Below are 13,453 nucleotides of genomic sequence, written 5' to 3'. Positions count from 1 at the left end.
CACCAAATATTTAACAAAAAAAGATACTTAAAATTATCTATAATGCAATAAATCAGTTCTCTTCAGCCAACCATTCACCGTAAGAATTTTCGGTTTCGTGAAGTTTGAGATAGGCTAATTGAATTCCGGAAGGAAGTTTAGATTGGATTTTTGACGCAATATCGTAAAGCATATTTTCGCAAGTCGGCTGATAATCACAAAAAATAACTTTGTGACCTTCATTCTGTAGATTTTCACCCAAAGATTTGTGCGGAGAAGCGCCATTCACCAGAACAGCATGATCCCAAATATCTACAATTTCTTCTTTTACAATTTTTTTGATATCGCCAAAATCTACAACCATACCGTTTTTTGGATCGTCCAGATTATTGATAGGATTACCCTTCACTGTTACAAATAATTTATAGGAATGACCGTGCATATTTTTGCATTTACCATCATAATTATAAAGAACATGCGCTGTCTCGAAAGTGAAAATTTTTGTAATCCGTATCATTTTGCAAAGATAATCAAAAATCTGTTTTATAATTTTTGTTAAAGATTTGTGTATCCAGTTTACAATAGCTTATTTTGTAGAGAAGACACATCAAAATGAAAAAATTAGTCCTATTCTTAAGCTTAACCTCTTCTGTTTATTTTTATTCTCAGAATTTTTCCGCTATCAATGATATTTTGGAAAAAATTGAAAGTAAACACAAAAAAATGAAGGATTCTTCCGGATATACAATTAATAACAAAAAATTTGTTTTGGTAGAAGATTTTGAAGATCATTCAGAACGTCATATTCTCGAGTTCAAAGAAGATAACAGCATTACTTTGATTGAGCTGATTGATGATAAATCTACCGGACAAACTTATTCCAACATCTTCAGTGGCGATTTTATTCGTAAAAGGAATGCCATTTCTATCAGAGCCAATTATTTGGAGGGCAAGCAGATTGCAACACCCATTGTTTACAGCCTTTATCTGATGAATGCTAATGATATTTGGTATTTGAAAGACATCAATACCAGCAAACGTTGGATAGAGAACAATAACCTTTTGAAGAAAAAATAAATTTATTTTTCTTTTAAAAAATCAATACAAACTTCAAAGGCTTTATCTAATTCTTTTGGAAGAGAATCGTCTTCCCAAGGTTCTTTTGCCCCAAAAGTGTGATTGGCATTTCTAATGATTTTAATTTGAGAATCCTTTGTCCATCGTTGAAGATTTTCAGAATGGTTTAAAGAAACAGATTCGTCAGCAGAACCGTGAATAAATAAAGTTGGAACTGTCAGTTTTTCACAGGCTTTTTCTACATCAAATCTTTCTTTATTCATTTCAAAATCTAGATAGAATTGAAAATAGTGAGGCATTTTTTGTTTCGTCCTGGCATTTTCGACGAAGTAAACACCGTCATTTTTCCAGTTTTCAAAAGCTTCATCTTTGGGAAACCTGTCAAGTGTAGAAACACTAGCTAATGTAATTAATTTTGAAATCGAACTATTTTCAGAAGCTTTGATTACAGAAATCCCACCGCCTCTGCTGTGTCCAAGTAAAGTTATATTTTGAGAATCAACTTCTTTCTGATTTTTAAAATGATTAATCACAATCTCTAAATCGTCTAGCTCTTTGGAATAATTATTTTCTCCAAAAGCTTCTAAGTCTGCAAATTCCTTAGGATTATTAATCGTAGTTCCGTTATGTGAAAAATTGAATTTAACAAAATAAAATCCAGCTTTCGCAAACTTCTCTCCCATCAATTCCCAAGCGCCCCAATCTTTGTAACCTTTGTAGCCGTGAACGAAAATAATCAAAGGCAACTTGTCATTCGAATTCGGAAAAATCGCATCAGCCAAAAATTCTTTTTCTGACTTTAGAACTATATTTTTATGTTTGATTAAATTCATTTCAATCTTATTTAAAATAAAAAAGAAGTTACTAAAACTTCTTTTAATCATTATATCGTCATCGAAAAAATCCGGGTTTCAGGTTTGTTTCTCATCATTCTGAGGTCGAAAACCATTGCTACATTTCGTGTAAAAGCTCTTCCTTTTTCAGTGATTTTAATTTGATTGTCGAAGATTTCTACCAAACCGTCCGTTTCCATTTCTTTCAGTTTTTCAATTGCATCTTCGATTTCAGGAAATGAAGTTTGTAAATCCCAGCTCGTTTCCAACTGACACATCAGATTCAGAATATGTTTTCTAATTGTCAAATCTTCACCATCCAAAATATGTCCCCGGAAAACCGGAATCTCACCTTCTTCCACGATTTTTTGATATTCTTCCACCGTTTTTGCATTCTGCGCAAAAGCATACCAGGAATCGGAAATTGCTGACATTCCCAAACCTACCATCAACTGGGTTTTGCTGGATGTATAACCCATAAAATTACGATGCAGTTTTTTCTGAATCAACGATTGATAAAGGTCATCGTGTTCCAAAGCAAAATGATCCATTCCAATCTCGATGTAACCCAATTCTTCCAGCAGTTTTTTGCCGTCTTCATAAAGTCTTCTCTTCTCATCACCGCTTGGCAGATCACTTTCATCAAAACCTCTTTGTCCGACTCCTTTCACCCAAGGAACGTGTGCGTAAGAATAGAACGCCAATCGGTCTGGTTTCAACTCCAAAGTTTTTCTAATCGTATATTCGGTGGCTTCCCAAGTCTGATGCGGCAATCCGAAAACCAAATCGTGGCTGATTCCTTTATAGCCAATTTCTCTTGCCCATTTGGTTACATTTTTCACATTCTCAAAAGGCTGAACCCTGTTGATTGCTTTCTGAACTTTTGGGTCATAATCCTGAACACCAAAACTCACCCTATTAAAACCTAAATCAAATAAAGTCTGAAGATGTTCCCGAGTCGTATTATTCGGATGACCTTCAAAACTAAACTCTTGTTCTTCCGCAATTTCAACTGTATCAAAAATCCCTTGTAAAAGTGTTTTCAGATTTTCCGGAGAGAAAAAAGTCGGCGTTCCACCACCCAAATGAAGTTCTTTCAGCTTCGGTTTTTCATTGAATAATTCAAGATATAATTGCCATTCTTTCAAGACACTTTCCAAATAAGGAATTTCTACCGAATGCTGCTTCGTAATCCTTTTGTGACAAGCACAAAATGTACAAAGTGCTTCGCAAAAAGGCAGGTGAATGTAAATGGAAATCCCTTCTTGGGCATTGCTTTCAGAAAAGGATTTAATTACGGATTTTTTCCAAAGTTCTGGCGTAAAATCTGCCTCATTCCAATAAGGAACTGTAGGATAAGATGTGTAACGCGGACCAGGAATATTATATTTGTCAACTAAAGAATTCATCGTTGCAAAGTTACGAAAACTATGTTTGGAATGATTTTGAATTAGAGATGATTTTTGATTGTTAAATTCTATTATTGATAATTGAATTTCTATGGTTGACAAAATCCCTAGCCCCGATAGGAACGGCATCCTTTTTCTTTTTTTGCCAAAAAAGAAAAAGATATAGTGGATAGCGGGATTAAGCTCCTAAAACTATTTCTTAATAATTTTTATAGACTGTCTTCCCAAATTGGATTGCACCGCCAAAAGATATTCACCTGTAGGATATTTGAAGTCCAGAGAATATTTTTTGAGACCTTTTCCACTAACATCATCTTTTAGAATATTGCCCAAAAATTTTCCTGTCAAATCATACAATCCTATAATAATATGATCTGAATGGATGTAATGAATGTTCAAATTTAGCTTATCGTTTATCGGGTTTGGAGCGATTTCTATTTTCAGGTTTTCAACTTTTTCATTGCCTGACTCATTGGTTGACAAACCTGTTGTGGTCATTTTATAGATTTGATTTCCCGATGCAAAAGCTGTAGTTCCGTTCACGAAAAAAATACGGTTAAGAGAACCTCCAAGATTTTTATTGACCCAAGTATTACCACCATCAAAAGTCTCCATAAAACCTGAATTGTGGCCGCCCATCCAACCGTGCGTAGTTGACACAAAACCAACCGCCTGAACATATGGGTCAGGGAAATTTTTTGTTTGCCAGGTCAATCCGCCGTCAAAAGTTTTCAGTAATTTGCCTTGAGTTTCGGATTCAATCGAACCGAAAATAATTTTATTATCCGGAAAAATTTGCAGTTTCCAAACGTAATCGCCATATTCTCCGGCACTGTATATTTTGGTCCAGGAGTCGCCACCGTCAGTCGTTTTGAGAATCACAGCACCCTGTTCGTCACTTCCTGAAACAAAACCGACATTTTCATCAATGAACTGAACTTCGACCAATGCAGATGCATAAGCTGACATATCGATAAACTTCCAAGTATTGCCGGAATCTGTCGACTTAATAACATAAGCTGGAGAAAACCACGCTCCACAACCATAAACCGTGGATGATCCAACTGTATCTAGTCCACAGATTGCTGCCGGATAAGGGGAAATATTATTGACTTTCGTCCACGTTGTTCCTCCATTTGTCGTCTTATAAAAATTATTATTCAGAGTTCCCAGAAAACCGATATTTTCATTCAGAAATTCTATATTCCTGAAGTATTGCCCCGTTTGTGAACTAACAATTTGTTCTGTCCAGGTCGCTCCACCGTTTGTGGTTTTGAAAACAGTTCCATTGCCTCCTCTTGCAGCCCAGCCTAAGTTTTCATTAAGAAAGAAAACATCGTCATAACGACCAGTAGTTGAAGGTGGAAAGTTTAATGTGCTCCAATTGTATGTTTGCGCAGAGACTAAACCTACAACCAGTAGAAAAGAGATAAAGATTTTTTTCACGGTTTTAATTTTTTGCTAAAAATAAAAAAATCGGGAGAATTTTCCCGATTTTGATTTATATCAATTTGAATTAATTATCTTAATTCAGCCTTGAATTCTTTTTCAAAAGATTTGATAAGTGAATTCATAACTTCGGTAATGTCTTTGTCTTCTAAAGTTTTTTCTTCGTTCAAAAGTTCAAAACTTAAAGCATATGATTTTTTGCCTTCCGGAAGATTTTTCCCTTCGTAAACATCAAACAGATTAACATTTTTCAGGAACGGCGACTTGTTAGATTTCACCAACTCGTATAGTTCTGCATAAGTAATGGTTTTATCCACTAGCAAAGCCAAATCTCTTCTGATTTTGTTGAATTTAGGAATATCAATAAATTTCAGATTTTCTTTTGTTCTCAATGCCTGGCAGTTTTCCAGTTCGATTTCTGCATAGAAAACTTCCTGACTGATATCAAAAGCCTTCAACATTTGCGGAGAAACTTTTCCTAATCTTGCCACAGTTTTGTCCCCGGATTTTATTTCCAAAGCATCAGAAAAACGCTGGTCTTCTAACGCAGATTCGTGAAGTTCAAGATTTAGTTTTTCCAAAAGAACTTTGACATAAGCTTTCAAATAGTAGAAATCTGTCGCACTTTTTGGTTGAAGCCAGTTTTCCGCAACTTCTCTACCCGATGTCAGAATCGCTAATTGCTTTCTTTCTTCGTATGTCTCTTTCTTATGATAAATTTTCCCTAATTCGAAAAACTTAATGTCAGATGATTTTCTATTGATATTATAAATGGCGTTTTCCAAAAGTCCTTCCAACAAAGATTTTCTCATAAATGCCAAATCATTGCTTAAAGGATTCAGCAATTTAACAGCATTCGTTTCATCTTTTACAGAACGAAGCGAATTGTTCATTACCTCGTGAAAACCGTTGGATTGCAGTGTTCTTGCCCAAGAATTTTCCAAAGCATCCTGGTCGTCGAAACTCAGTTTTACTGGCGTAAATGATATTTTTTTCGGCGCATCGATTTTATTGTAACCATAGATTCTCAAAACTTCTTCGATAACATCGATTTCTCTTGTCACATCTGCTCTGTAAACTGGAACAGATAATTCAAGACCATTTTGAATTTCATTGAGGATTTGAATATCAAGAGATTTTAAAATTTCTTTAATTTTTTCTCTGTGAATTTTAGTTCCTAAAATCTGATCCAATTTCGAATATCTGAAAACTACATAATGGTCTTTGATTTTTTCGGGATAATGTTCCAAAATCTCTCCAACCAACTTTCCTCCAGCCAATTCCTGAATCAAATTGATCGCGTGAGTCAAAGCCGTTCTGGCATTATTCGGGTCAACACCTCTTTCAAAGCGGAAAGATGCATCAGTATTCAAACCGTGTAACTTAGACGCTTTTCTAATCGCCACCGGATTGAAATAAGCACTTTCCAGGAAAATGGTTTTGGTTTCAGATGAAACACCACTTTCGCTTCCACCAAAAACTCCGGCGATACACATTGGTTTATCTTTTCCGTCTTTGATAATGATTTCGGAACCGTTCAAAGTTCTTTCTACATTATCCAAAGTTTTGAATTTGGTTCCAGCTTTCACCGTTCCAACTTTCACAGTTTTGTCTGCGATTTTATCAGCATCAAAAGCGTGAAGCGGCTGTCCAAGTCCGTGAAGAATATAATTGGTAATATCTACAACATTATTAATTGGTGAGAGTCCGATGGCTTTCAATCTGTTTTTCAACCAATCCGGAGAATTTTTAACCTCAACATTTTCGATAACAGCGCCTAAATATCTTGGCGTTAATTCAGAATCTTCAACTTCTAATTTGAAATCGTGAGAACCTTCGATATTTAAAACTTTAGATTCTATTTTAGTAAATTCCGATTTCAAATTATTTGAAGAAACAAACGCTTGCAAATCTCTGGCAACACCATAATGCGACATTGCATCAGTTCTATTTGGAGTCAAACCAATTTCGTAAACCTCATCATTCGTCAATTCAAAATAATCAGCGAAAGGTTTTCCAACTTCATATTTAGTTTCGTCCAAAACCATAATTCCGGCGTGGTCATCGCTAAGACCTAATTCATCTTCGGCACAAATCATCCCTTCGGAAACTTCGCCACGGATTTTAGCTTTTTTGATTTCGAAAGAATTGCCGTCTTTCGCATAGATTTTAGTTCCAACCACAGCAACAGGAACCGTTTGTCCAGCAGCTACATTCGGTGCGCCACAAACAATTTCCAAAACTTTTCCGTTACCAACATCAACAGTTGTTTTACTTAATTTATCAGCATTCGGATGTTTTTCGCAAGTCAAAACTTTACCTACAACAATCCCTTCCAGACTTCCTTTTATGCTTTCGAATTGATCAACACCCTCTACTTCCAAACCGATATCGGTAAGGTAAGCACTGATTTTTTCAGAGTTAAGGTCAGTTTTGATATAATCTTTAAGCCAATTATTAGAAATTTTCATTCTTTTTTATATTTGAATTTTTTGAACACAAAGTGCGCAAAGATTTTTTAAATTTAAACTGCTTTTAAGTGCACAAAGGCTTAAACTTATAAGAAGTTTTTAAACTAAAATTTGAGACCTGAATTTCAAATCTCAAATTTTAAATATGATTAATTTTAAAATTATAAACCTATCACAGGCATAGAAAGCATCAGGATACTTTCATTGTCTTCCAATCCATCAACCGGTTCTACAATTCCTGGTCTGTTGGGTTGAGACATTTTCATCGTGATATCGTCAGAAGCCAAAACAGACAACATCTCTGTCAGGAATTTTGAACTGAAACCGATGTTGATATCATCGCCATTGTAATCACAAGGAATCTGCATATCCGCTTTGTTTGCGTATTCCGTATCTTCTGCGTGAAGATGAAGAACGTTGCCAGACAACTTGAATCTTACTTGATTCGTAGATTTGTTTGACATAATAGATGCTCTTCTGATAGAACCCAAAAGCAAACTTCTGTTGATGGTCAAAACATTTGGATTCTCTTTAGGAATTACCGCATTGTAGTTCGGATATTTTCCGTCAATCAAACGACAAATCCAGATGTTATTTCCGAATGTGAATTTCGCCATATTATCACTGAATTCAATCACAACATCTTCGTTAGAATTGTTCAGAATATTTTTGAAAATCGATAATGGTTTCTTTGGCATAATGAATTCCAAAGTCTCCGGATGCACAATATCTGTTCTCTTGTAAACCACCAATCTGTGAGAATCTGTGGATACAAAGTTGGTTTCATCTTCTTTGAACTGAAACAAAACACCAGTCATCACAGGACGTAGAGAATCGTTACTCGTAGCAAACAAAGTGTTCGCCAAAGCCTCTGCTAAAATTCCTCCTCCAATGGTTACTTTTTGAGAGGCATCAAATTCCGGCAACTCCGGATAGTCGTCTGCATTGTCCAATGCTACAGCAAAGTTATCTTTCTCATCCAGGATTTCCAAAACGCTGCCGTTTCCGTCTTCTGAATCTTTAACCGCAAGAGTCAAAGGCTGCTCGCCATAAGTTTTCAGGAAATCCTGAAAAATCTTACCCGGAACTGCTAATTTTCCTTTGTCATCCGACTTCACTTCAAGAGAAGTAATCAAAGTCGTTTCTCCGTCAGAAGCCGTCACTGTCAATAAGTTCTGGTCTAACTCGAAAAGAAAATTCTCCAAAATTGGTCTGGATTGTGAACCGGAAATCACGCCACTCACCGTCTGTAAAGCTTTTTGCAAATCGCCACTGGCAACAATAAATCTCATAAACTGTATTTATTTCAATTCCACAAATATAATGATTTAGGTTCGATTGTAAAAGTTCATTTTATTTAGTTATTAACAATTATGATAATAATCTATCTTTGTTGTTATTATTACGATGAAAAAACCGCCATTTCATAAAAGTGTTCAGTTTACAATCCGAGGAATTATTTGGATTTTGAGAAACGAAAGGAATTTCCAGTTTCATATTTTAGGATTGATTATTAATCTTTTTCTGATTGTTTTTTTTGGACTTTCAAATATCGAAACTGCTTTGATTATTTTTTGTTGTTTTTTTGTTTTGGTCACAGAAGCTTTGAATACTTGCGTTGAGAAAATCTGCGATTACATTCAGCCGGAGTTTGATTCTAGAATTGGGATTATTAAGGATTTGGCTGGTGGCGCTGTGATGTTGGCGACGATTTCTTCGATTTGCGTTGGCATTTTGATTTATTGGCCTTATTTGAAATTGTTTTTTTATTAATTATAAAATTGTTAAAAACAAAGACACTAGATTTTTTTTACTTACTGCAACGTTTTAAGACACAAGAAAATCAAATATTTTTGATCTAATGAAATTAACTTTGTGCCTTAAAATACTACAATAAACTTAAATATTTTTGTGCCTTTGTGCTTTTAATTCACGCATAAAGTCCGTTTTCAAAATTTACAGAAATTAACATCTTATTTTTTTGATAAAATCTTTACATTTGTTTTCAATATATTTCTAAAATGAGCAAAAAAAATGTAGCCGTTGTAATGGGCGGTTATTCTGATGAATACAAGGTTTCTTTGAAGAGTGGACAACTGATTTTTGATTCGCTGAATCGTGAACTTTACGATGTTTACAAAGTCGTTATTTTAAAAGATGAATGGTATTTGCTAGACGAAAAAGATAAAAAAAGATTCATCAACAAGGCAGATTTCTCAGTAAACCTAGGCGATGGAGACATCCTTAACTTTGATGTTTGTTTCAATATCATCCACGGAACGCCAGGCGAAAATGGAATTATGCAAGCTTACTGGGACGCAATTGGACAAAAATATACAGGCTGTGATTTCTATCAAAGTGCATTGACCTTCAATAAAAAAGACACCTTAGCTGTTTTGTCAAAATACGGAATTCCTTCTGCGAAAAGTATTTATCTAAGAAATGGCGAGGAAATTTCTGATGACGAAATTGTTGAAAAATTAGGACTTCCGGTTTTTGTGAAACCCAATCAAAGTGGTTCTTCTTTGGGAATCTCGAAAGTTAAAGACAAGAGCGAGCTGAAATCGGCGATTGAATTTGCTTATAAAGAAGATGATGAAATTCTTATTGAAAGTGCTTTAGTTGGAATGGAAGTTTCCGTTGGCGTTCTGGATTATCAAGGCGAAGTGATTGTTTTGGGAATTACGGAAATCGTTCCGGACAAAGAATTCTTCGATTATGAAGCTAAATACGAAGGCGCATCGCAGGAAATTACACCAGCAAGAATTGACGAAGAAACCAGAAAAAAAGTAGACGAAATCTCTATCAAAGCTTACAAATCACTTGGAATGAGTGGCTTTTCTCGTTCGGAATTCATTATCGTTGATGGAATCCCGCACTTGCTGGAAATGAATACCAATCCTGGATTTTCGCCAGCAAGCATCCTTCCGCAACAGGCAAAAATCTACGGAATCTCTATCAAAGATCTTTGCGGAAACGAAGTTGAAAAAGCACTTAACAAATAATTATAAATGATAAATTTTAGATTTAAATTATTTGAGAAATCTAAAATTAATAATCTAAAATTTAAAATTTCTATGAAAATTGCTGTTTTTCCCGGGTCGTTTGACCCAATTACGCTTGGGCATTATGATATTGTGGAGCGTGCTGTTCCATTGTTTGACAAAATCATTATTGCCATCGGAAAGAATTCTCAGAAAAAATATATGTTCTCCTTGGAACAACGAAAAGAATTCATCAGAAAAACTTTTGAAAAATTTCCGAATGTTGAAGTGGATGATTTTGAAGGTTTGACAATTGACTATTGTAAAAGTAAAAATGTGAATTTTATCTTGAGAGGTTTGCGCAATCCTGCTGATTTTGAATTCGAAAAATCAATTGCTCAGACCAACAGAGCTTTGACCAGAGAAAATACAGTTGAAACCATTTTTCTTCTGACTTCTTCGGGCAAATCTTACATTAGTAGTAGTATTGTAAGGGAAATCATTTCTTATGGCGGAAACTATGAAATTATGGTTCCGGATGCTGTGAGAGTTGAGAAAAAATAAATTAAGAATCCTGAAGTTAACTTCAGGATTTTTTGATTTTCAGAACAAAAATCCAATTTTGCTCTTGTTTTTTCTAGATCACGTATAAAAACAAAAAAAAACCGCCTAAGTTAGGCGGTTTTAAGTGGTTTCTCCAGGAATCTCCTTTATGTATGATTTCCAACGTCTTAAATGTCATCATCGTAATAATGGGGACAAAAGAGGGACAATTTGACAGTAATTTCGAATTTTACCCAATTTTTGACGCTTATATTTAAACATATATTATGATTACAAATATAAATAAATTGATTGACTTACTTGAAAAATTAAATTTAATTTTCAGCAAAAAATTAGGTCAGAATTTAGATAATGAAATTAACCTTACAAAAGAAATTGAAGCTCTTTACTTGGAATACAAAGAAATATTTCCTTTAGATATTAAATCATTATTTGACGAATTAAAACTAAAATATAATTCTGCATTCGAAATGACTGTTTGGGGATGGTTAAAAGAAGTATATTTTAATTATGAGAATTTTATTAAAAATAATTATGAAATTATTCAAAATTCTAATTATACAATATCTGAGGATAATAGAAAATTTTTTCATCACTCTAAAAGGTTATCTGGCGATTTTTTCCGCTTTATAAGTAAATTTTACTACTGGCATTATGGCAGATACGGATTAAGAGAAAAATCTCCAATCCGTGCATTCTTTTTAAATGATTATCAACGTGGACATATTCATTTTGATAGTGACTTATCTAATGAAGAAATAATTGAAAAAATTGAATTACATTATGCTTTTAAGTATGAATTAATTGAGAGAGAAGTTAGATACACATATTCCAACAATGAAATATCACTAGATATGGATATGCAAACAAAATTTCCAGTATAAGTTAAGCTACATTTTGATAAATTTTGTTTTGATTGTTAAACTCTTCAATAGTTTGATAATTCAAGGCACTGTGGCGTCTTTTTTTGTTGTACCATATTTCAATATATTCAAATATTTCCAGCTCCATTTTTTCTTTTGTAATAAGCTTGTTTCCATAAATCAGTTCTGTTTTCAAAGATTTGAAAAAGCTCTCTGCCACAGCGTTATCCCAACAATTTCCTCTCCGGCTCATGCTTCTTGTAACTCCATAAAATTCCAGAGTATTTGCAAATTTTCTGCTTGCATATTGAACGCCTCTGTCGCTATGAAAAATTAGACTTTCCCCTATTTTTCTGTTTTTGACAGCCATTTTCCAGGCAGAAAGACTTGTCTCTTCGGTGCTCATTCCGTTGCTTAAACTCCATCCAATGATTTTCCGATCATACAAATCAATCACTGTTGTCAAGTACAAAAATCCTTCTTTGGTTTGAATGTAGGTAATATCAGAAACCCAAACTTGCGCAGGTTTTTCGGCTATAAAATTCCTGTCCAGCACATTTTCTACCACCAAATAATTGTGTTTAGAGTTTGTAGTCACTTTAAATTTCTTGCTCAGTTTACTTCGCAGTCCAAGCTCTTTCATATATTTAGCCACTGTGACTCGGGATATTTTGTAACCCAAGGAATTTAGCTCAGACGTAATCCTAGGGCTGCCATAGCGCTGTTTTGATGAAAAATATATTGAAGTGATTTGCTGTTTTATTTTTTCCTTCAAAAGCAATTTCTTGCTGCAAGGCCTGTTTTTCCATTTGTAATAACCACTGGAACATAGTTTTAAAACATTGCACATCTTTTCAATCGGGAAAATAGATTCATTATTTTTTATGAATTTATATTTCAGCGACCGCTCTTGGAGAAGATGCCGATTGCTTTTTTTAATATATCTCGTTCTAATTCTGCATCCTTCAACTTTTTTTCCAGCTCATGAATCTTTTCCTGTTCGGGTGTCAGTTTCAGTTTTCCATTCCCTGGAAAACTTCTTTCTCCAAATTCTTCGTACTCCTTACGCCATTTGTAAAGCAGCGTGACTGCGATTCCCAGCTCCCTTGCGAGTTCTGACACATTAGTTCGTTCTTTGCTTAGCTCAACAGCTTTGGTTTTAAAAGCAGGATCGTAGATTTTTCGCTCTCCTTTCATAGGTTAAAATTAAGGTTTTATGCTTAACTTTAACTGGAAGCTAAATTAGTACATCCACACATTCTTTTTTTGCTTCTTGTGCAAAAAATAAAGTGGTTAATCCTAAACCTACTGTTAAAACTATTTTTTTCATAATTATATATTTATGAATGTTGAATTTGTAATATTAGATTTAAAAATCCACACCTCTTTACTGGTTTCCGTAAAACACAAAAAAAAGCGAGGAACTTTTCCACGCTTCAGTAATACAGGCTCGGCAAAGCCTCGACACATAAAACAGGAAAGCCCTCGCCATTTAAGGCAAGGAGCTAACTGTTTGCATTTTGTGTCATTGTGAATTTTGCCGATTCGTATTACAAAAGCAAAAGTTTAAAACTCTTCTTTTTTTCGTTGATGTGATACAAAGATATAAATTTGTTTAAATCGATACTTAGATTGAATCAAAATCTCTGCATTTCTTTTTACTTTTATCAAAAAAACTAACTTTTTTGAGACATATTATTTACAATATAACCCTAAAAATATTTTGCATATCTCCATTGAAGAGGGACTATTCTTATTTGTGGGACATATTACTAAAGAAAATTCCAGTACCCCCTATCAATCATTTTCAGAAATTTCAGAAAG

12 protein-coding genes are annotated in these 13,453 nt (G+C 34.3%); 5 read left to right on the top strand and 7 right to left on the bottom strand.

Annotated elements, in window-relative coordinates; translation table 11 throughout:
• Nucleotides 1-52: 52 nt before the first annotated feature.
• Nucleotides 53-496, bottom strand: a complete 444-nt coding sequence (locus KI430_RS17575; RefSeq protein WP_248876176.1) for a 6-pyruvoyl trahydropterin synthase family protein — start codon at nt 494-496, stop codon at nt 53-55.
• 95 nt (nt 497-591) lie between these two features.
• On the opposite strand from KI430_RS17575, the gene KI430_RS17570 reads away from it, so the two are divergent.
• Nucleotides 592-1,056: a hypothetical protein gene (locus tag KI430_RS17570; protein ID WP_248876175.1), complete on the top strand. Its 465-nt coding sequence runs from the start codon at nt 592-594 to the stop codon at nt 1,054-1,056.
• A 2-nt stretch (nt 1,057-1,058) separates the two neighbouring features.
• Here KI430_RS17570 and KI430_RS17565 read toward each other — a convergent pair whose 3' ends face one another.
• From KI430_RS17565 to dnaN, 5 genes are all read right to left on the bottom strand, one after another.
• Nucleotides 1,059-1,889 carry an alpha/beta hydrolase family protein gene (locus KI430_RS17565; protein ID WP_248876174.1) on the bottom strand — a complete coding sequence of 277 codons (831 nt, stop codon included), beginning with the start codon at nt 1,887-1,889 and terminating at the stop codon, nt 1,059-1,061.
• Between the two features lie 50 nt (nt 1,890-1,939).
• Nucleotides 1,940-3,298, bottom strand: coding sequence for an oxygen-independent coproporphyrinogen III oxidase (hemN, locus tag KI430_RS17560; RefSeq protein WP_248876173.1), 1,359 nt, complete (start codon nt 3,296-3,298; stop codon nt 1,940-1,942).
• Nucleotides 3,299-3,490: 192 nt separating this feature from the next.
• Nucleotides 3,491-4,744 carry a YCF48-related protein gene (locus tag KI430_RS17555; RefSeq protein ID WP_248876172.1) on the bottom strand — a complete coding sequence of 418 codons (1,254 nt, stop codon included), beginning with the start codon at nt 4,742-4,744 and terminating at the stop codon, nt 3,491-3,493.
• A gap of 74 nt (nt 4,745-4,818) precedes the next feature.
• A complete protein-coding gene (pheT, locus tag KI430_RS17550) occupies nt 4,819-7,218 on the bottom strand; it encodes a phenylalanine--tRNA ligase subunit beta (protein WP_248876171.1) in 2,400 nt (799 codons plus the stop codon).
• Nucleotides 7,219-7,379: 161 nt separating this feature from the next.
• Nucleotides 7,380-8,510, bottom strand: a complete 1,131-nt coding sequence (gene dnaN, locus KI430_RS17545; RefSeq protein WP_248876170.1) for a DNA polymerase III subunit beta — start codon at nt 8,508-8,510, stop codon at nt 7,380-7,382.
• Between the two features lie 115 nt (nt 8,511-8,625).
• Here dnaN and KI430_RS17540 point away from each other — a divergent pair, with 115 nt between their 5' ends.
• The 4 genes from KI430_RS17540 (at nt 8,626) to KI430_RS17525 (ending at nt 11,650) form a co-directional block, all read left to right on the top strand.
• Nucleotides 8,626-8,991, top strand: coding sequence for a diacylglycerol kinase (locus KI430_RS17540; protein WP_248876169.1), 366 nt, complete (start codon nt 8,626-8,628; stop codon nt 8,989-8,991).
• 248 nt (nt 8,992-9,239) lie between these two features.
• Entirely contained in the window at nt 9,240-10,223 is a 984-nt protein-coding gene (locus KI430_RS17535; protein ID WP_248876168.1) for a D-alanine--D-alanine ligase, read from the top strand.
• A 72-nt stretch (nt 10,224-10,295) separates the two neighbouring features.
• On the top strand, nt 10,296-10,766 hold the full coding sequence (gene coaD / locus KI430_RS17530; RefSeq protein WP_074235458.1) for a pantetheine-phosphate adenylyltransferase: 471 nt from the start codon (nt 10,296-10,298) through the stop codon (nt 10,764-10,766).
• 266 nt (nt 10,767-11,032) lie between these two features.
• A complete protein-coding gene (locus tag KI430_RS17525) occupies nt 11,033-11,650 on the top strand; it encodes a hypothetical protein (RefSeq protein WP_248876167.1) in 618 nt (205 codons plus the stop codon).
• A gap of 1 nt (nt 11,651) precedes the next feature.
• Here KI430_RS17525 and KI430_RS17520 read toward each other — a convergent pair.
• A protein-coding gene (locus tag KI430_RS17520; RefSeq protein ID WP_248874265.1) for an IS3 family transposase occupies nt 11,652-12,826 on the bottom strand; the annotation gives its coding sequence in 2 pieces (ribosomal slippage) (nt 11,652-12,568 and nt 12,568-12,826; 1,176 coding nt in all).
• Nucleotides 12,827-13,453: the final 627 nt, after the last annotated feature.

Origin of the sequence: Epilithonimonas zeae (assembly GCF_023278365.1) — a bacterium.
In the GTDB taxonomy this organism is placed as follows: domain Bacteria; phylum Bacteroidota; class Bacteroidia; order Flavobacteriales; family Weeksellaceae; genus Epilithonimonas; species Epilithonimonas zeae_A.
This window is presented reverse-complemented; position numbering and strand designations above follow the sequence as displayed.